The 19,594-nt window shown below is 61.0% G+C and carries 14 protein-coding genes; 12 read left to right on the top strand and 2 right to left on the bottom strand.

Annotated features, from left to right (window positions below):
- Positions 1 to 184 precede the first annotated feature (184 nt).
- From JFN93_RS02250 to JFN93_RS02235, 4 genes are all read left to right on the top strand, one after another.
- Positions 185 to 1,207, top strand: a complete 1,023-nt coding sequence (locus JFN93_RS02250; RefSeq protein WP_328753432.1) for an agmatine deiminase family protein — start codon at positions 185 to 187, stop codon at positions 1,205 to 1,207.
- A 183-nt stretch (positions 1,208 to 1,390) separates the two neighbouring features.
- Positions 1,391 to 2,275 carry a carbon-nitrogen hydrolase gene (locus JFN93_RS02245; RefSeq protein ID WP_328753430.1) on the top strand — a complete coding sequence of 295 codons (885 nt, stop codon included), beginning with the start codon at positions 1,391 to 1,393 and terminating at the stop codon, positions 2,273 to 2,275.
- Positions 2,276 to 2,356: 81 nt separating this feature from the next.
- Entirely contained in the window at positions 2,357 to 2,884 is a 528-nt protein-coding gene (locus JFN93_RS02240; protein ID WP_199382364.1) for a DUF2721 domain-containing protein, read from the top strand.
- 34 nt (positions 2,885 to 2,918) lie between these two features.
- Complete coding sequence (locus JFN93_RS02235) at positions 2,919 to 7,091, top strand: DEAD/DEAH box helicase (RefSeq protein WP_328753428.1); 4,173 nt, start codon at positions 2,919 to 2,921, stop codon at positions 7,089 to 7,091.
- A 103-nt stretch (positions 7,092 to 7,194) separates the two neighbouring features.
- Here JFN93_RS02235 and JFN93_RS02230 read toward each other — a convergent pair whose 3' ends face one another.
- Positions 7,195 to 7,626, bottom strand: coding sequence for a type II toxin-antitoxin system HicB family antitoxin (locus tag JFN93_RS02230; RefSeq protein WP_199382363.1), 432 nt, complete (start codon positions 7,624 to 7,626; stop codon positions 7,195 to 7,197).
- Between the two features lie 755 nt (positions 7,627 to 8,381).
- Between JFN93_RS02230 and JFN93_RS02225 the strand changes: the two genes are divergently transcribed.
- From JFN93_RS02225 to JFN93_RS02210, 4 genes are all read left to right on the top strand, one after another.
- Positions 8,382 to 10,937 (top strand): hypothetical protein, encoded by a 2,556-nt coding sequence (locus JFN93_RS02225; RefSeq protein WP_199382362.1) that lies wholly within the window; start codon positions 8,382 to 8,384, stop codon positions 10,935 to 10,937.
- Positions 10,938 to 10,957: 20 nt separating this feature from the next.
- The gene (locus JFN93_RS02220; RefSeq protein WP_199382361.1) at positions 10,958 to 11,662 is read left to right on the top strand and encodes a CsgG/HfaB family protein; all 705 of its coding nucleotides are present in this window, start codon (positions 10,958 to 10,960) and stop codon (positions 11,660 to 11,662) included.
- Positions 11,663 to 11,778: 116 nt separating this feature from the next.
- On the top strand, positions 11,779 to 12,273 hold the full coding sequence (locus JFN93_RS02215) for a YkgJ family cysteine cluster protein (protein ID WP_199382360.1): 495 nt from the start codon (positions 11,779 to 11,781) through the stop codon (positions 12,271 to 12,273).
- Between the two features lie 207 nt (positions 12,274 to 12,480).
- A complete protein-coding gene (locus JFN93_RS02210; protein WP_199382359.1) occupies positions 12,481 to 14,148 on the top strand; it encodes a mucoidy inhibitor MuiA family protein in 1,668 nt (555 codons plus the stop codon).
- A gap of 306 nt (positions 14,149 to 14,454) precedes the next feature.
- On the opposite strand, the gene def is transcribed toward JFN93_RS02210, so the two are convergent.
- Positions 14,455 to 14,976 (bottom strand): peptide deformylase, encoded by a 522-nt coding sequence (gene def / locus JFN93_RS02205; protein ID WP_199382358.1) that lies wholly within the window; start codon positions 14,974 to 14,976, stop codon positions 14,455 to 14,457.
- Positions 14,977 to 15,144: 168 nt separating this feature from the next.
- Here def and JFN93_RS02200 point away from each other — a divergent pair, with 168 nt between their 5' ends.
- The 4 genes from JFN93_RS02200 (at position 15,145) to JFN93_RS02185 (ending at position 19,526) form a co-directional block, all read left to right on the top strand.
- Positions 15,145 to 15,423, top strand: a complete 279-nt coding sequence (locus JFN93_RS02200) for a type II toxin-antitoxin system Phd/YefM family antitoxin (protein WP_199382357.1) — start codon at positions 15,145 to 15,147, stop codon at positions 15,421 to 15,423.
- Complete coding sequence (locus JFN93_RS02195; RefSeq protein ID WP_199382356.1) at positions 15,413 to 15,682, top strand: Txe/YoeB family addiction module toxin; 270 nt, start codon at positions 15,413 to 15,415, stop codon at positions 15,680 to 15,682. The genes JFN93_RS02200 and JFN93_RS02195 overlap by 11 nt, the downstream gene beginning before the upstream one ends.
- Before the next feature lie 260 nt (positions 15,683 to 15,942).
- Complete coding sequence (locus JFN93_RS02190; protein ID WP_199382355.1) at positions 15,943 to 18,870, top strand: BamA/TamA family outer membrane protein; 2,928 nt, start codon at positions 15,943 to 15,945, stop codon at positions 18,868 to 18,870.
- A gap of 53 nt (positions 18,871 to 18,923) precedes the next feature.
- The gene (locus JFN93_RS02185) at positions 18,924 to 19,526 is read left to right on the top strand and encodes a short chain dehydrogenase (RefSeq protein ID WP_199382354.1); all 603 of its coding nucleotides are present in this window, start codon (positions 18,924 to 18,926) and stop codon (positions 19,524 to 19,526) included.
- Positions 19,527 to 19,594: the final 68 nt, after the last annotated feature.

Raw genomic sequence — 19,594 nt, 5'->3', positions numbered from 1 at the left:
CGCCAATTCAACAAGAAAGCACCATCCTGGGCAACCAGAGACCGGTTGCCACGGGACGTTTTCCTCTTGCATTGAGAGGTCTCGTTATGCCAATCTTTCTCATTTAAGAAGATGGGATGTCCCCTCCAGACAGAGCGGGCGAGCCCCATCATGATTATCAAGGATGGCGATGCAGGAGAACGAAGTGAAGAGAAGACTTCCGGCCGAGTGGGAGCCGCAGGACGGCGTGCTCGTGGCGTGGCCTCACGAAAACAGCGACTGGCAGCCGTATCTCGACCAGGTCGAACCGGTCTTCGTGGATATCGTGCACCAGATCAGCCGGTTCGAAACCGCGATCATTGCCGCCCCCGATCCGGACCGGGTGCGGGAGATGCTGGCGGCAAAAGGAAACGTACCGGAGACGGTGCGGATCTACGAGATCGACACCAATGACACCTGGGCGCGCGACTTCGGCCCGATCACCGTGGTCGACGGCCAAGCCCCTACCCTGCTCAATTTCGGGTTCAACGGATGGGGGCTCAAGTTCGCCTCCGACCTCGACAACCGGATCAACCGACGCCTGCAGGGGCTGTCCGCGTTCCGGGTCCCGCTGCAGACGGTTGGGCTCATCCTCGAAGGAGGGAGCATCGAAAGCGACGGGGCGGGAACCATACTCACCACCGAAGAGTGTCTCCTCAACGAGAACCGCAACCCGCACCTCACCCGCGAGGAGCTGGAGGCGGAACTGCACGCCCTTTTCGGCAGCGACCGTTTTCTCTGGCTCAGCAACGGCTACCTGGCCGGCGACGACACCGATTCGCACGTCGACACCCTGGCGCGCCTTTGCCCGGAGGACACCATCGCCTACGTGACCTGCGACGATCGCGAAGACGAGCATTACCACGCCCTGAAGGCGATGGAGCTGGAAATCGCCGCCTTCCGGACCGCCGCTGGAAAGCCGTACCGGATGGTCGGTCTTCCCTGGCCCGCTCCGCGGTTGGACGAAGACGGCAATCGCCTCCCCGCGACCTACGCCAATTTCCTGATCGTGAACGGCGCGGTGCTCGTCCCCACCTACCAGGATGCCAACGATGCCGCCGCCCTCGAGGCAGTCGGCACGGCATTCCCGGGACGGGAAATCGTCGGGGTGGACTGCCTGCCGTTGATCCTTCAGCACGGCTCGCTGCATTGCGTTACCATGCAGCTCCCCAAGGGAACACTGAAGTAGCGCCAACCTCCCCCCCCTTTGACAAAGGGGGGCTGGGGGGATTTGCTTTTGAGATTTTGCCGTCCGCAAAGCCCAGAGCAGCGAATGCGACTCTCAAAAGGGCCTAAAAACCAAATCCCCTAAATCCCCCTTTTTCAAAGGGGGACTTTAAAACACATCGTTACCTAGATTCAGGAGAGTTCGATGCAAAAGCTGAAAGTGGCACTGGTACAGCAGAAGGTACGTCCGACCCGCCAGGAGAACCTGGACGAGAGTGCGGCGGGCATCCGCAAGGCGGCGGCCCAGGGGGCGAAACTGGTCGTGCTGCAGGAGCTCCACGCCGGCAGCTACTTCTGCCAGACCGAGGACACCTCCTGCTTCGAGCTCGCCGAGCCGATCCCGGGCCCCGGCACCGAGTTCCTGGGCGCCCTGGCTGCGGAGCTGAAGGTCGTCATCGTCTCCTCGCTCTTCGAACGCCGGGCTCCCGGGATCTACCACAACACCTCTGTCGTGTTCGACAGCGATGGCAGCATCGCCGGCAAGTACCGCAAGATGCATATCCCGGACGACCCCGGCTTCTACGAGAAGTTCTACTTTACCCCGGGGGATCTCGGTTTCGAGCCGATCCGCACCTCGGTGGGAACCCTCGGTGTCCTGGTTTGCTGGGATCAGTGGTATCCCGAGGCGGCGCGGCTGATGGCGCTGGCGGGGGCCGATCTCCTTATCTACCCGACTGCGATCGGCTGGGACCCGCGCGACGAAGACGCCGAGAAGGAGCGCCAGCGCGAGGCCTGGATCACCATCCAGCGCTCTCACGCCGTGGCCAACGGGATTCCCGTCCTCTCCGTCAACCGGGTCGGCTTCGAGCCCGATCCCAGCGGGGTCGGCGCGGGCATCCAGTTCTGGGGATCGAGCTTCATCGCCGGGCCGCAGGGAGAGTACCTGGCACAGGCGGGCCAGGAGAACGAAGAGCTCCTGATCGCTGATCTGGAGCCCAAGCGCAGCGAAGACGTGCGCCGCATCTGGCCGTTTCTGCGCGACCGACGCATCGACGCCTACGGGGACCTGGTCCGGCGCTACCGGGATTAGCCCCGCTGATATAACACCTGCTTTTACTGTTTTGATTTAATACCTTGCATTCACTCTTTCATGGCACCCAAGGAGTTCCACATGCTGTTGCACGACCGGGAGATTCTCGAAGCGCTTTCCAGCAGCAAGGTTCTCACGTCCATGATCACCCCGGCGGTCCTCATCTCCGCCTCAGGCACGCTCATCTTCTCGACCTCCGGCCGGCTGGGGCGGGTCTTCGACCGGGTGAACGCGCTTAAAGCAGAAGTGGAGGGGATCGCGGCCAAACGGCTTTCCCATCCGCGGGAACGCCTGGAGCACGTCACCGAGCTGATGGCGATCCAGGGCATCCGGGGGCGGCTGCTGCAAAGAGCCCTTTCCGCGCTCTACACCGCCACCGCCCTTTTCATCGCTTCCAGCATCGCCATTGCCATGAACGTCGCCTTCGGCGGCCCCGATACCAGTTGGGCCCCGACCGGCATCGCCCTTTTCGGCGGACTCTTCCTCTTCGCCGCGAGCGCCCTGCTCCTCTACGAAAGCCGCTTCAACCTCAAGTTCATCGAGGGGCAGATGCGGCTGGTCAATTACCTGAAGGACCAGATAACGGTCGACGACGACAAGCCCAGCTAGATAACAACCTGATTCTGTATATTTGGTGGACCACGTGCCGGCATCTCCCGTAGAAAATACTCACGCCCTGCTGCTTCGAAACTACAACGATCTCCGTCCGGCGGACCGGGCCGTGCTCCAGCTCCTTTCCGTGGCCTACGCCCCGATTTCCAAGACGTCGATCCTGAACTGCACTCGCAAGTTCGGGATGCGCGACGCTGACGGCAAGGCCTACACGCAAGATGCGGTAAAAGAAACGCTGGATCGGCTGAAGCGCCTGCGGCTGGTGATCGTGTCCTACGAAGGATTCACCTGCGCTCCAGCCATGATGCACCATGTTACCTTCGCCTCGGCCGCCGAGGGCCATTTCGCCGACCTGGCGCGGGTTATCCAGACCGAGATCCCGAGTACCTGGGGGAGCAATTATTACCGCTCCAGCAAGCTTGCCCTGCGCGATCTCAGGATCGCCTTCTATCGCCGCGATGCCGACTACGCCTTCCAACTGCTCGACGCCTTTACCAAGCAGTTCTCCCTTTCCCCATTGCAGCCCCACCCGTTCGTGCAGATCTGCACCGATCCTTTCGACGCCGCCTGGTTCCGGACCCTGCCGGTGCCGCTGGCCACGACCACACTGAAGGAACTCTTCTCCGGCACCGCCGTCCGGCTGGTTCAAGCCCAGGAGCCCTTCGCCGCACTGACTGACCTGGTCGAGCAGGGATCGGTGTCGGCGGAAGAGAAAGGGATCTACGCGCTGGAACTTTTGCTGCGGGACCGTTTGGATGAGGCGGAACAGCTTGCCCACGGCCTCCCCCACTCCTCCGGCAGAAGCGTGCTGGCCCTGGTCGCGTTGCGGCAAGGAAGGTACCAGGAAGCGGCGGCACTTTTCGAAGACGCGCTGGTCCTGATCAAGAAGGAAACCGGGAAGCGCCGGACCTTCTTCACCAACCTTGCCGGCCCCTGTTTCATCCTGGCTCTTATCGCCACCGGCGATCCCGCTCTGGCTGCCAAAGCCAGGCAGCACTGTGATTTCGTCCAGGGCAGGCGGGAATGGCCCCTGGAAGACCTGATCCAGCTTCTGGCGATGACCATCCAGGACATCAGCGGCGAAGGCACGGCCCGAAACATCATCGAAATCCTCTGCACCCACAAAAACACGACGCTGCCGCTGGCGCCCCTCTTTCAGGCGATGGCGCTGTACTGGAGCGGGTCGCCGCGCGCCCGGGAAAAGGGGGAGGAACTGATCGGGCTGGCCCGCCAGGCCCGGGAGGCGGGATACCTCTACCTGGCCGGGGAGATGGAAATCGCGGCGGCGACCTGCGGCGCCTCCCCGCCTTCAGGCACCAAGCTCCGCGCAACCTACAAAAAAAGCGGACTGGTCCCGCTGATCGACGTCGTAAAGCGTGCTGAGATCTGGGAAAAAGCGCTCTCGGCCCTGATCAAGCTGAACGAGCCGGAGCAAAAGGAAGGGGCGAAGCCCGCTTCGGAGTCCCGGCTGATCTGGTATTTCGAGGACCACGGGCGGTTTATCGAGCTGCAGCCGCGGGAACAGAAGCAGACCGCGACCGGGAAGTGGACCGCGGGGCGCAACGTCGCGCTGAAGCGGCTGGCCCTGGAGACCAAGGACATCGATTTTCTTTCCGATCAGGACCGGCTGGTCTGCCAGGCGATCAAGCCGGAGCACGAGCTCGGGTACGGCTACTACGGCCGGGACGTCTATCGGCTGGACCTGGAGCAGGCACTGCTTTTACTGGTCGGCCATCCCGACGTCTACCTGGATCCGGCGGCGCAGGTGCGCCTGGAACTGTTTTCGGGCGAACCGGAACTCCAGTTGGCGGCACAGGGAGACACCCTCACCATGTCCCTGTTCCCCCAGTTCGAGAAGGATAAGAAGATCGCCCTGGTCCGCGAAAGCCAGAACCGGATCCGGGTCTACGAGGCAAAGGACGAGTACCGGAAGATCTCCGGAATCCTGGGCGAGGGTCTGCGCATCCCGGCGGCAGCTAAGGAAAAGGCGCTGGAGGCGGTACGGGCGCTCTCGTCTTTGGTTGTGGTCCATTCCGACGTCGGTGGGGCGGGAGACACGGTTCCCGGTGACACGACCCCCTGTTTCCATCTGCTCCCCTATCAGCACGGCGTGAAGGTGGAGCTCCTGGTGCGGCCTTTCGCCGATGCGGGACCCTACTTTGCCCCAGGCTCGGGGGGCGAGACCGTACTGGCGGAGCTGGACGGCAAGAAACTCCAGGCGCGCCGCGACCTGAAACTCGAAGTGCGCCAGGCCCTGCGGGTTCTATCCGAGCTCACCGTCCTGGAAGGGCTCGAGGACGAGGATCACCGCTGGCTGGTGCCGGACCCCGAGAAGGCGTTGGAGCTCCTGGAGCAGTTCCAGGAACTGGGCGACCAGGTGCGGGTCGCCTGGCCCGAAGGGGCGCGTTTCAAGGTGGCGCACCAGGCCTCGATGGGACACTGCCGCATGACCCTGCGCCACACCCGCGACTGGTTCGAGATCGAGGGGGAGGTCCGGGTCAACGACGGCCTCACCCTCAACCTCCAGGAGCTTTTGCGCCTGATGCAGGAGGGGATGGGGCGTTTCATTCCGCTTGGGGAAGGCGAGTTCCTGGCGCTCAGCAACCAGCTCCGGAAGCGGCTCGACGACCTGGCGGCCTATGCCGAGCCGCACGGCAAGGGACTGCGCTTTCATCCGCTGGCGTCGCGCGTCTTCAGCGAGTTCTTCGATGAGGTCGGCGAGATGCAGGTGGACGAGTCGTGGCGCAGCCAGGTGCGTCGGCTGCGCGAGGCGGAGGAGTTCGTCCCGGCGGTGCCGAGCACCCTTCGGGCGGAGTTGCGCGGCTACCAGGAGGAAGGTTTTGCCTGGCTGAACCGGCTGGCCCGCTGGGGCGTCGGCGCCTGTCTTGCCGACGACATGGGGCTCGGCAAAACCGTGCAGGCGCTGGCCCAGATCCTGACCATGGCCGAGCACGGCCCGTCGCTGGTGGTCGCGCCGACCTCGGTCTGCACCAACTGGGAAAGCGAGGCCGCGCGTTTTGCGCCGACCCTGAACGTGATCCCCTTCGGCCCCGGCAACCGGAAGGAGTGCCTGGAGCAGTTAAAGCCGTTCGACCTCGTCATCTGCAGCTATGGACTTTTGCAGCAGGAGGCGGAACTTCTCGCCCTGGTGCAGTGGCAGGGAATCGTTTTGGACGAGGCGCAGGCGATCAAGAACACGGCCACCAAGCGTTCGCAGGCGGCGATGGAGCTTAAAGGAGCCTTCAAGATGGTGGCGACCGGGACCCCCATCGAGAACCACCTCGGCGAGCTGTGGAACATCTTCCGGTTCATCAACCCGGGTCTCTTAGGCTCGCTCAAGCAGTTCAACGTGAAGTACGCCTCCCCCATCGAGAAGACCCAGGACAAGAAGGCACGGGCGCGGCTCAAGAAGCTGATCCAGCCCTTCATCCTGCGCCGGACCAAAAGCCAGGTGCTCGAAGAGCTCCCGTCGCGCACCGAGATCGTGCTGAAGGTGGAGATGAGCGAGGCGGAGGCGTCACTTTACGAGGCGCTGCGCCGAAACGCGATGGTGAACCTGTCCGGGCTGAACAGCGTGGACGGGAAGGAGCAGAACCACATCAAGATCCTGGCGGAGATCATGCGCCTGCGCCGGGCCTGCTGCAACCCGCGGCTGGTCATGCCGGAGAGCACCATTTCCAGCTGCAAGCTCACCGCGTTCGGGGAGATCATGGACGAGCTGCGGGAGAACCGGCACAAGGCGCTCGTCTTCAGCCAGTTCGTCGATCACCTGCAGATCGTGCGCGAGTACGTAGAGCGGGCAGGGATTTCCTATCAATACCTGGACGGGAGCACCCCGTCTGCGGAGCGCAAGCGGCGCGTCGACGCCTTCCAGGCCGGCGAAGGGGAGCTGTTCCTGATCAGCCTGAAAGCAGGCGGGGTGGGACTGAACCTTACGGCGGCCGACTACGTGATCCATCTGGACCCGTGGTGGAACCCGGCGGTGGAGGACCAGGCTTCCGACCGCGCGCACCGGATCGGGCAGCAGCGCCCGGTGACCATCTACCGCCTGGTGACCAAGGGGACGGTCGAGGAAAAGATCGTGGACCTGCACCAGCAAAAACGGGGCCTGGCGGAGAGCCTTCTGGAAGAGACCGACCTGAGCGCCAAGGTCACCGCCGAAGAACTCTTAGCCCTCCTCTCCCCCCCGCCGCCGAAATGGTAGGAAAACAAATCGCGCCAGGAATGGCGCTCCCACAGGAGGGCAGTTGCCAACCCGGTGGGAGCGCCATTCCTGGCGCGATAAATTGTCCTCTGAGTTATCGGTGTTACGCCGCCCTTCGAAACCTCACCTCTGCCTTCAACCCGAGCAGAGCCGCCGCTCGCAGTACGGCACGGATATGACTTTGGTGTTTTGGATCCAGCAGGCGCCTGATCATCTTCTCATCCACTCCCATACGGGCAGCAAGTTCAGTTCGTGAAATCCCCGCATCCAACATGGCATTGTTCAGAGCAGCTTTTGCTGCCAGCAGCGGATCCAGGGAAATAAAAGCATCGCCTTCATTCGCCGTCGCCTCCGGCACACGCTCCCGTCGCACAAGATAACCCGCCACCGCCTCAGCCAAGCAGTCCTCTGCTTCATCGAGAGCTTCCTCTCTGCTTTTGGCATCGGTAGCCGCACCGGGAAGATCGGGGAATTTGACCAAATGGAAACCGGCCTCATCACAGGTGATGTTGCAGGAATAACGATACGCTGTCACCGGAGTTCCTCCTTCGTCAGACCAAGGTCAGCAAGCATCGATGCGAGCAGCCCCGGGCCTATTTCCTTTTTTCTGTCTTTAATGATCGTGAATCACTCACCGACATAGAGCGTTGCATGGCTTCCTTTATCCCGCGAAAAATCAAGGGTGCAAGGAAGCCCCCTTTTCTTGGCAGCCGCTTTAACCTTCTTCACGAATTCGGCACCGTTCATTTGACTCATTTTCGGACATTTTTGTCCGCATGTCAATTCCACTGCTTTCTCCAAAAGGGAATGCAGAGATGAGGCGCACTTCCCATAATTGATCTCGGCACGGGTCTCTCGCTTCAGCCAAGCTATGCATGCCTAGAAAGACTCTGTATAGAAAAAATGGGTACCGCACTATCTCTCCTCACTACGGACTGCAATCGTTTCATCGATCTGTGATTCCTTCTCCAAGCTGTATCAGAAAAATTTCAAGGTGGTGTTCCTTAGAGTATGTTATTGTTACGACTCTGTTAATCGATTTACCTGCTATGACATGAAACGGAGGGCCCCGTGCGAAACCTGTGCTTTACCCACCGCGTATTGTGCTCCATTTTGCTCCAGATAGTAGTAGCGGCTGTGCTGCTACCGGCGGCGGTCACTGTCGCTGCTGCCGAACCTTCGTTGACCGGGGAAATGGCGCCATCGGCACCTGCGGTGCGGGCGCAGCATGTTGCGCCCCTACCCGAAGCTGTGACGGTTACTCAAACTGAACCGGCTTCCCCTCCCCCAGTGGCTGAATCAGAAAAGGCCGTTGCCGCGCCGATTCAAGCTCCAACAGCACCCCCCGCTCCCACCTCTGCCCGTCGTTCCAGCACCGACGCGAGCGACTTCACGGATAGGCCCCAGCGCTCCTGGCCGCTTTACTACCACCGCAAGGTGACGCAAACCAAGGAGCAGTACGTCTTCGGGCCGCTCTGGTTTTACGAAACGGACCGGGAGAACGTCACCAACTACCCGATCTGGCCGCTGCTCGGCACGGAGCGGAAGGGGGACCGTGCCACCGTCGACTTCCTCTGGCCCTTTACCGGTTACCAAAAACAAAACGGTGAGCTGAAGCAACTGGATTTGGTCTGGCCGTTCACCGGTTATGCCGAGGATGCGCTCGGGAGCCGCTACAGCCTGGCCCGCCCGTTCACCGAGGTGAAGACCACCAACGGCAAGATTTCCACCTTCAGCCTTTTATGGCCTTTCACCGGCTATCAGCACACCGAGCACGGCACGGATCTGGACGTCATCTGGCCGTTCTTCGCCTTCCGGGACAAGACCGCGCCGGCGTTTCGTTTCGATCCGAAATCGGGCACGAGCTCAGCGTCGGAAAGGTACGAGCGGTATCGTCACGTCCTGTGGCCGTTGATCGGCTGGCGCGAAGCCGGGACGGTGGGCGAGCCCCCGGATGAAAGAAGCCTCTGCCTCGTACCCTTCTATTGCGGGATTGACGATGCGGGAAGTACCTTCCGGTTCGTCGGCCCCACGATTTTCTGGAGCAGCGACGAGACCGATAAGAGCCGGTGGAGCGCCGTCTTCCCCTTCTATGCGCAAAGAACGGCACCAGGGAAACGGTTCATCTACGCTTTCCCTTCGTATCTGGACTATGTCGCGGAGGGGTCGGAACTGGAGCCGGCCGCCAACTTACAGGCGCTGTTCCCGTTCTATTTCCGGACGACCACTCCCGAACGCAACCTGCACTACTACTTCCCGACCGTCTGGCTGGATTGGAGCACTTACCAGGATGGAACCAGCGTCCACACCACCAGCTACCTCCCCTTCTATTTCAACCGTGAGGACAGCCTGGGCGCCAATGAGACCTTTGCCTTCCCCTCGGCAATCTGGGGCACGGCGAACGGCAGCAGCTACTCCGGGGTAATCCCCTTCTATTTCGATCGGAAAAGCGATGCCGACCAGATGCGGTACGTCTTCCCCTCCTACTGGCGGCGCGAAACCGGTCCGTCCTACCGCACCACCAAACTCATTCCGTTCTACACCACGACCTTTGAGAATGGAGAGAACTACCGCTCCATCCTTTGGCCCTTTTATTACCATCGCGACAACCCTGGCAAGGACACTTCCTATACCTCGGTCCTCTGGCCGATCTACATTGCCAAGAAGGAAGAGGACCGGACCGAGACGACGTCGGTGTTGTGGCCCTTCTATATCGACCGCGCCAACAAGGCGCAAAGAACCGCCTACCGCAGCGTCCTTTGGCCCTTCTACATACAAAGCACCGAAGGGGATACCGAAGAGAAGGCGCTTTTCGGGCGGCTCTACTACGACTACAAAAGTCCGGAAAAGAAGGAGTGGGATCTCCTACCCTTTTGTTCGATACGGGAGGATGGCGAGCGGCGGGACATGACCCTGTGGCCGCTTTTGGCTCGCCGGCACGAAGATAAGACCCAGGGGAAAACCGAGTGGCAGAGCGTGGTTCCGCTCTGGATCTTCACCAAGATTCCGCCCCTTTACTACAGCGATTACGACGAAGCCACCGGGCACCGGTACCGCACGGTACTCTGGCCGCTGACTGCGTTTGAAGAAGATCCGGCGCGCGAAAAGGTGCGGGTGTGGCCCTACAGCTACGAATACGACCGGGTCGCCAATTTCCGCTCGCACCATCTTTTCTGGCCCCTCTTTTCGGCCGGCTCCGGCCCCGAGGAAAGCACCGGGCGCTTCCTCCCGTTATTCGCCTACACCCGCGGCCCGGATTTCGGCAACACCTTCGTGCTCCCCTTCTATTGGAACAGTTGGGATCCTGAAAACAGGGACCGGGTGATCTTCCCTTTTTATTGGAGCCATGTGACGCCGGAGAGCACCCGGCACACGCTGCCGCTGGTCTCCTGGAGCAGCAGTCCGTCCCGGGATGCCAGCAGCTTCACGCTGTTTCCTCTGCTGCATACCGACCGCCAACGGGACCGGGAACGGTTTCTTCTTTTCCCGCTGGTGTGGAAGTCCTCGGACCGGAACCGCTCCTCCTTTACGCTGCTGCCACTGTTCTTCAACTCCTCCCAGGACCGGGAGGCACAGACAAGCGAGTACTCCGTGTTGTGGTGGCTCTACCGGCACGAGGAGGCGCCGGCGAGCACCAAGACGATCGGACTGTTCGGCCTTTATCGCAACGAAGATCACCCGGGTTACTACTTGAATCGGTTTCGCCCCTTTTTCGAGTATGAAAAGACGACGGCCCCGGGCCGCGAAGAAACCTTCTTCTCGATGTTATTGGAGTTGTACCGGCTGCGCCGGGTGAACGACAAAGTCGAGATCAGACTGTTTTTCATTCCCATCTATCGAAACTGAAGGCATCACAAAGGGTAATCATGCTGAAATGGTCCATGGTATTTCTCGCAACCGTTAGCGCCCTCACCGCCGGCTGTGCGACGGCACCTTCACTGCCGCCCGCTTTGCAGGTGCGCCAGTGCCGGGAGCCGGCGCAGCGGCCCCGCCTAAACGGCATGAAGCGGGTAGCGGTGCTGGAGCTGAAGAACTGCACCGCCTCCCCCGACGCTTCCGAAAAGGTCGTGGGACCGTTCACCGCCGGCCTGATGGAAACCGGTCGCTTCGACCTGGTGGAGCGAAACCGGATCGACAAGGTAATTCAGGAATTGAAACTGGGGATGTCCGGGCTCGTGGACACCAAGACAGCAAAAGAAGCCGGCCGGATGCTCGGGGCCGACGCGGTAATCGTGGGAGAAGTCACCAACTACCAGGTCGAGGTAAAGCCGTTCGAGTACAAGTACTCCCGGGACAAGACGGACCTGATGCCCCTCCCCCCCGGGGAGAAGACACCTACCATCGTCACGGTTCCCGCCGAGACCCGAACCTACACGGTCGACAAATACTACGTCTCGGTCGGTTTCACCCTCCGCATGGTCGCGGTGGAATCGGGCGAGATCGTCTGGAGCCGGCACGTCGCCAAGAGTTTCGGCATGCGCGAGGGGGAGTACGAAATCCGCAACGTGAACCTCCTCCTCGACAAGATCCTGGATGCCGCGGTGGCTGAAGCGATGTGCGATTTCAGGTGATCCACCCGTAAGAGCAAGTCATCGAAAAAGTGTGTTAGATTACTCGCGCCAGAAATGGCGCTCCCACAGCATGACGAGCCGGCCAAACAGAGTCAACAGGGGTTGTCATAGAAGCTATGTCATCAGCACAATCGAAGAGGAAACAGATCATCAGTCACGAGATTGATCGGCTCAAGCGGCGGATCCTCTCGGTGGAACGGGCGGGGGCGGACCAGGGACGGCAGCTTGCCTTTCTGTACCGTGCCGCCGACCGCTTCGCGCGGGCGGTCTATCCGCATTCGTTCTGCCAAGGCGAGGCGGCACAGGAGGGATGCAACACGGGGAAATGCTGTAAGTGCGGCCCCGATGTATTCGAGTACGAACGGCGGGTACTGGATCTGCTTCCGAAACGGAGCGACCAATCCGGGTACTGCCCCTTCTTCAACCTCAGTAAAAGGAACTGCGGCATCTACCAGGTCCGTCCCTTTGCCTGCCGCATCTATTACAACTTCGACAAGTCTGCCTATTACTGCCAGAACCCCAACGACACCACTTTGCAATTGTTCGATGGAGTGCAGAGACACCTAGAGAAGGTGCTCGGCGCCTACACCGGCGGATACTATTTCAAGTGAACAAGCCGATCAACGTCATCCTCATATGATGCCCTCTCCCTCTGGGAGATGGTGCCCGGAGGGCGGGTGAGGGAAGGTTCTTCGTGGCAATTCCCCTCACCCCGCCCCTCTCCCAGAGGGAGAGGGTGGTTACCGCGCGGATCTCGATCTTATTCCCAACATCCAGCCCCACCTGCGATACATCTTTTGCTTTTCAGGAGGATCAACATGAAGCTCCGCATCGCCCTTTGGACCGTTCTTCTCTTCGCCCTCCCCTGTGCCGCCGGCGCCGACGTCCGGCTTACCGCCGACTCCCGCATTACCGCGGTCACGGTCTTCGCAGACCGGGCCCAGGTTACCCGCAAGGCCTCCTTGCAGTTGAGCCCCGGAATCAACCTGATCACCTTCGAGGCCCTCCCCCAGTTTCTGGCCGAAGACTCGTTGCGTGCGGAAGGCAAAGGAACCGGCAAGGCGATCATTTCCGGCCTGACGGTAAAAAACGTGTTTGTCGAGCGGATCGCGGAAAAGAACATCCGCGACCTGGAAGACCAAATCCGCGCCCTGCAAGAGAAGATCGAGAAGATCGAGGCCCGGCGCAAGGGGCTGGTCGCCCAGAAGGCATTCATCGAGTCGATCCGCGTCGGCTGGGGCGAAAGGATTTCCCACGAACTCGCGGCAGGGAAACCGACGGCTGCGGAACTCGGCGAGGCGGCGAAGTTCGTCGGGGAAGGGACCGGAAAAGTAGAGGAGCAGATCTTTCAGGCGGATGCAGAAAAGAAACCGCTGACCGACCGGATCGCGGCGCTCAAAAAACAGTTGGAGCAGGCGCGCGGTGAACGGAAGAAGCAGGTGCGGACGGTCGAGGTCGCGGTGGAGACGACGAAGGCGATGCTGTTTGACATCGAACTCTCGTACGTGGTGAGCCAGGCGCGCTGGGAACCGGCGTACGACGTCCGACTGGCTGCCGATGGCAGGGAAGCGGAACTTACCTACCGCGGCATGGTCTGGCAGCAGAGCGGGGAGGACTGGAAGAACGTGAAGCTGGCGCTGTCCACCGCTTCGCCGGAGATCGGCGGCGCTCCGCCCGAGTTGTCCCCTTGGCATGTCTCTTTCTACGTGCCGCCTCGTCCAATGATGTACGAGCCGCGCGCCGCGATGAAAAGCGCCATGCCGATGGAACTCGCCGGCCGCGCCGCCGCTATGCCGGCTCCGGCTCCCGAGGCGGAGGCGGCGCCCGAACCGCAGGAACCTGCTCTCCCCCAGTCCGCCCTGGTGAGCGAGGGGCAGAGCTCGGTCCTCTTCAACATCGTCGCCCCGGCGGACATCCCGGCCGACGGGACCAAGCAGGCCACGGTCATCGCGGTCGCCCATCTCCCGGTAACGGCTGATTTCATCACCGTCCCGAAGCTCTCCCAGCACGTTTACCTGAAGTCCGAGGTGACCAACGATACGCTCTTCCCGCTCCTAGCCGGCGCCGCCAACATCTTCAACGACACGACCTTTACCGGGAAGGAAACCCTGCGCACCATCGCCGCGGGTGAGAAGTTCGATCTCTTCTTCGGCGCCGACCACCAGATCAAGGTCAAGCGCGAATCAACCAAGGTCCGCAAGGAAGGCGGGCTCCTCAGCAGCAACCGGGTCAGCTATCGCAGTGTCGTGGAGCTGGAAAACCTGAAAAAACGCGGAGTGACCGTGAAGGTGCTGGACCAGCTACCGATCCCTGGCAACGAGGAAATCAAGGTGAGCCTGGCGGAGGCGGAACCGCGTCCAAGCGTGGCGAAAAATGACGGAACGCAGATCTGGACCGTGAATCTCGCCCCGGGAGAAAAGAAGCGGATCACCTACGAGATAACCATCGAATATCCGAAGGGGAAAGAGGTGACGGGGATCGAGTGACCGGTGAGCGTCCGTGGTTCCCGAGGCGGAGTTGGAAACGGAAGAAGGTTGATCGCAGGTTCCCTCCCCTTCAAGGGGAGGGACAGGGTGAGGATGGGGTCTTCCTGTTTGAAGCATGTAGGTCGCGTTGAGGTACGAAACGCGACGCTCCACATTCCTCGTTCCCAAGCTCCAGCTAGGGACCGTCCTTAAATGCGAAGCTCCAGCTTCGTGAAGCATACGAAGCTGGAGCTTTGACGGCAATTGCGTTCCCAAGGTGGACCCGAGAGTACAGTCGCGTTTCGTTCCTCAACACGACCTACGAACTCAACTGAGCAGGTTCAGGTACTCCTTCTCGGTGGCGAGTTCGCGGGGGTCGGCCCGGTCGATGTAGAGCATCCCCCGGATGTGGTCGTATTCGTGCTGGAAAATCCGCGCGATGAATCCGGACAGCTCTGCTTCCTGGCGCACGCCGTCCAGCCCGGTGAAGCGGACCCGCAGGGCGAGGTGGCGGGGAACGATGCCGCGGATACCGGGCACGCTGAGGCACCCTTCCCACCCACTTTCCATCTCGTCCGATTTCCAGACAATCTCCGGGTTCATCATCACGATCGGCTCGATGGTCTGGGCCTCCGGATAGCGAACGTTGGGGCGCGGGCAGATGATGAAAAGCGCGAGCGACTCGTGGACCTGCGGCGCCGCGATGCCGACCCCGTTGGCGTCCTCGCAGGTCGCCAGCATGTCGGCAACGAGGGTGGCGATTTCGGGAGCGGTCGGATCGGCTACCGGCTCGGCCACCTTGCGCAGCACCGGCCGTCCCAGTTGGGCAATCTGTCGGATGATAGCCATGGCAGTTTCTCCTTACCTTCGGTCTATGACTGGCTCATCGTAGCGCATGATGGCGGGAATGTCCAAAAAGGTCAGGCGTTGGGAAAGGGCATCCCGGTTCACATTTCCGTTGATGACGCACCCCCCATCATGTACAGTGTTACTGTACAACTTTCCGGAGGTTCGCTCATGTTAAAAACGACCTATAGCAATGCCAGGGCAAATTTTGCCGGGCTATGCGACGAAGTAACCAAGAACAGGGAGATCGTGATCATCGGTCGTCGCAACGGAGACCGGGTAGCACTAATTTCAGCTGATGAACTAGAGGGACTAATGGAAACGGCGCATCTGCTTCGATCGCCGAAAAATGCTCAGCGACTCCTGACTGCACTGCAACGAGCGGTAAATGGAGAAGGAGAGCCAACTTCCGTGGAAACACTCAAAAAGGATTTAGGCCTTGAAGGCTAAGCGGCGAGAGGCTGTTTTCCATTCTGAGTTCCGTGAAGATCTCCAGTATTGGGTGAAGACGGACCGGAGAACAGCACTTCGTGCTTTCGAACTCATAGAAGCGATCATCAAAGACCCATTTTCTGGCATCGGGAAGCCAGAACCCCTGAAAAATCTCCTTTCTGGAGCATGGTCACGGCGCTTAACGCAAGAGCATCGAATCGTGTACATAGTTTGTGACGATAAAATCGATTTCCTTCAAGCCCGCTATCACTATTGACCTTCAGATTCCCTCCATTTCGCCCCCCCCTTCCCCCCTTGCCTTCCCCTGATATTAATGTTTTAATGCTGTGCACTTTGTCAGTGAGCGACGCACGGAAACAGACACTGAGCTTGTCGTTAATTGACGAACCTCATCCTCCCCCCGCCCGTCGCAAGCCGTGCTCTTGCACGCGCCCCTTGAAGGAGTGGGAGCCTGCTGTCCTAATAGTTTCACTATTTCAACAACTATTGTCACACTGCATTGCATTTGAGGGCATCATGAAATCTGTAGTTCTCGCCATCCTGCTCGTCCTGTCCGCTGCATCCCTTTCCTTTGCCGCTGTCATGGATACCTCTTTCAAGTTCTCCACCATCGAGACGTCGCATTTCTCGATCCATTTCCACCAGGGGCTGGAGCCGGCGGCGCGCAAGGTGGCGGCTACCGCCGAGGGGATCCATCCCAAGATGGTGCGGGAATTCAAATGGGAGCCGCAGGAGAAGACACAGGTTGTCCTGATCGACGATACCGACTTCGAAAACGGCATGACCATCACCATCCCGTACAACATGATCATCCTCCAGGTCGTCCCACCGTCGCTGGTCTCCAGTATCGGTGAGTACGACGACTGGCTGAAGGTCCTGATCACCCATGAGTACGCACATGTGCTCACCGCCGACGCCGCCCGCGGCTATTCGAAGGTCACCCGCTCCATCTTCGGAAAGCCGCTGCCCAGCATCGACCCGCTCTCCGAACTGCTGTTCTTCGTCACCGCGCCCCCCAACACCTTCAATCCCCGTTGGTGGCACGAGGGGATGGCGACCTGGGCGGAAACGGAATTCACCGGCGCCGGCCGGGGCCGGGCGAGCGATTTCGACATGATCTACCGCATGGCGGTCGCCGAGAACAACATTCCCAGCATCGACCGCATCAACGGCGAGCTCCCCGACTGGCCCGACGGCAACCTCCCGTACGTCTATGGCTACCGGCTTCAGCAGTACATTGCCGATACCTATGGCAAAGAGGCGCTGGGCACCCTGAGCCTGGAGCAGGCCGGACGCTTTCCCTACTTCATCAACGCGCCTCCCGAACGCCTGACCAACGGGAAGGACTTCGCCCAGCTCTACCGCGACATGGTGCAACAGATGTTCCGGGAACAGGACGCCCGCATCGTTCTCTTGTCCCGCGCCCCGTACACGCCGCTGCGCCTGGTGTCCAACGAAGGGGAGAACCTGACCTTCCCGCGCGTCTCGCCGGACGGCAGCCGCATCGCCTTCAACCGCAACGATCCGCACGATCACCCTACGGTAGTGATCGCGGACCGGCAGGGTAACCGCGTCATGGAGTTCCGCCGGGTGCAGTCCGATCGGGGGAGCCTGACCTGGGCGCCGGACGGGAACACCATCTACTTCAGCCAGGCCGAAGTCACCAACGGCTTCGACATCTTCCAGGACCTCTACGCCTTCGATCTCAATACCAAGAGCACCTCGCGGCTGACCAAGGGCCTGCGGCTGCATGACGTCGACCTTTCCCCGGACGGCACGACCTTCGCGGCCGTAGTCAGTAACCGCGGCAGCCAGAACCTGGTGCTCCTGGATCGGGCGGACGTGACGGCATACTCGCGGGTGACACCGCGGCAGGCGACCGACTTACAGATGCAGCGGGTCTCGGCACCGCGCTGGTCTCCCGATGGCCGTTCCATCGCCTACACGGTCACCGACAATGCCGGGCATACCGGAATCCACCTCTACAACGTCGTCTCGGGCACCGACCGCGCCGCCCTCACCCTCGACCACAACGTCGCCTTTCCGGTCTGGACCCGCGACGGCGGCGCCCTCATCTACGTCTCGGACGAGACCGGCGTCTTCAACCTCTTTGCCTACGACCTGAAGGAAAAGAAGAGCTACCAGGTAACTCACCTGCTGGGGGGAGCGCTGCACCCGGAGGTGGCCCCGGACGGCAAGAGCATCCTGCTCGCCAGCTACACCTCCCGTGGCTACAGCATTGTCTCGACCGACCTCGACCGCGGCAAGTGGTCCGAACAGCGCGGCCCGACCCTGCCGCCGCCGCGCCAGCTCAACCAGGCCCTGCCGCCGGGGACACCGGAGCCGGTCCCGCCGCAGACGCCGGAAGCAAAGCCGTATTCCCCCTGGAAGACGCTCTACCCACATTTCTGGCTCCCCCACATGACCTTTGACGGCAGCGACATGCCGCCTTTGGGGATTTTCACCGCCGGGCAGGACGTCCTGGGCTACAACACGTTTCTTCTCAGCGCAGACTACAGTACCGGGCGCAACCGGGCGTACTACGACCTGACCTATCTGAACAACTATTTCTATCCCACGATCCTGCTCCAGGGATACGCACAGCCGTTCCTCTACGGCGACCTGCTCCAGCGCGGTGGCGATTACTATGAACTGAACCGGGCGTTCAAAGCCGAGGTGTCGGTGCCGGTGAACTTCATCGAATCCAACTACCGGGTGAAGGGCGGGTATTGGCTGCAGGACCAGCGGGCACTGAGCTCGCTTGATCCTAACGGTCGGTTTCGGGGAATAGATGTCTTTCAGGGCAGGCGGGACAGCTTCTACGCCGGAGTAGACTACGCGAGCAACCTCCGGTATCCCTACTCGATCAGCTCCGAGGAGGGGCGCCTGGTATCGGCGCAGGTCCGCCGCTATCAGCGCGGCTTGGGAAGCGACGTCAACTCCACCGAGTACAGCGCCTCCTACAGCGAATTTCTGAGGATGCCTTCCCCGGCGCTCAAGCACCACGTCCTGTATGTGAATCTGGCCGGCGCCGCCGCAAAGGGTGATCTCACCCCCCAGCAGGCCCTGACGGTGGGCGGGGTCCCGTCCGATCTCAATCCCTATTCCGTGCGCGGCTACGCCGACCGCTCCGCCTTGGGACGGTACCTTGCCAAGGGCACCCTCGAGTATCGTCTGCCGGTGAGCAACCTGATGAGCGGCCCCGGCACCGCTCCGTTATTCTTGGAGAAGTTCCATACCGCCGTGTTCGTCGATGCCGCACACGTGTGGGACGACCACATCACCAACCTCGGTGACCGCACGCTGGTGGGGGCCGGGGGGGAACTGCGCCTGGACGTATCCATCGGCTACTGGCTCACGATCACTCCGGCACTGGGTGTCGCCCACGGCTTTGGCAGTGGCGGCGAAAACACCATTTATTTGACCATCTACGCCAATCTCTGAGACCCTTTCTGGTATGATAGGAAAGCTTTCAAATTCTTAAGGAGGTAGCGCTTATGCGGATCATCGTCATCGGAGCGACCGGTACCATTGGGACAGCTGTGGTGAATTTGCTCTCCCAGGACCACACCGTGGTGAAGGTCGGCAACAAAAGCGGTGACTTCCAGGTGGACATCGCCCGGAAGGAGTCGATCGAGCAGCTCTTCAACGACGTGGGGACGTTCGATACGCTGGTCTGTGCGGCGGGGCTCGCCAAATTCGGTCCGATGGTCGAGTTGAGCGATGCCGACTTCCAGCTGGGGCTTTCCAACAAGCTGATGGGACAGGTCAACCTGGTGCGCCTCGGCACGCGCTACGTCAACGATTACGGCTCCATCGTCCTTACCAGCGGCATTCTGGCGCAGCACCCGATGCCGGGGAGCGTCTCGATCAGCATGATCAACGCCGGCATCGAGGGATTCGTTCGGGCAGCAGCGATGGAGATGGAGCGCGGCGTTCGCCTCAATGCGGTAAGCCCGCCCTGGGTGAAGGAAACGCTCATTGCCATGGGGAAGGAAAGCTCCCAGGGGATGCCGGCGGACAAGGTGGCCCTTGCCTACCAGGCCTGCATCGAGCGCGAGCTGAGCGGCAAGATCCTGTACGCGCGGGACTTCGAATAACTGAGCGGGCTTCCGGCCCTTGCAGCAGCACAAAAGAAGGCCCCCTCTTCCGCTGGGAAAAGGGGGCC

This window comes from Geomesophilobacter sediminis, from assembly GCF_016458275.1.
Lineage (GTDB): Bacteria > Desulfobacterota > Desulfuromonadia > Geobacterales > Geobacteraceae > Geomesophilobacter > Geomesophilobacter sediminis.
The sequence above is the reverse complement of the archived record's forward strand: the minus strand, read 5'-3'. Positions and strand labels throughout refer to the sequence as shown.

What these genes read in the sequence shown, in the direction of transcription:
- JFN93_RS02245 (WP_328753430.1), top strand. Translation starts at nt 1,391, where the DNA reads ATGCAAAAGCTGAAAGTGGCACTGGTACAGCAGAAGGTACGTCCGACC.
- JFN93_RS02240 (WP_199382364.1), top strand. Translation starts at nt 2,357, where the DNA reads ATGCTGTTGCACGACCGGGAGATTCTCGAAGCGCTTTCCAGCAGCAAG.
- JFN93_RS02220 (WP_199382361.1), top strand. Translation starts at nt 10,958, where the DNA reads ATGCTGAAATGGTCCATGGTATTTCTCGCAACCGTTAGCGCCCTCACC.
- JFN93_RS02215 (WP_199382360.1), top strand. Translation starts at nt 11,779, where the DNA reads ATGTCATCAGCACAATCGAAGAGGAAACAGATCATCAGTCACGAGATT.
- JFN93_RS02210 (WP_199382359.1), top strand. Translation starts at nt 12,481, where the DNA reads ATGAAGCTCCGCATCGCCCTTTGGACCGTTCTTCTCTTCGCCCTCCCC.
- def (WP_199382358.1), bottom strand. Translation starts at nt 14,976, where the DNA reads ATGGCTATCATCCGACAGATTGCCCAACTGGGACGGCCGGTGCTGCGC.
- JFN93_RS02200 (WP_199382357.1), top strand. Translation starts at nt 15,145, where the DNA reads ATGTTAAAAACGACCTATAGCAATGCCAGGGCAAATTTTGCCGGGCTA.
- JFN93_RS02190 (WP_199382355.1), top strand. Translation starts at nt 15,943, where the DNA reads ATGAAATCTGTAGTTCTCGCCATCCTGCTCGTCCTGTCCGCTGCATCC.
- JFN93_RS02185 (WP_199382354.1), top strand. Translation starts at nt 18,924, where the DNA reads ATGCGGATCATCGTCATCGGAGCGACCGGTACCATTGGGACAGCTGTG.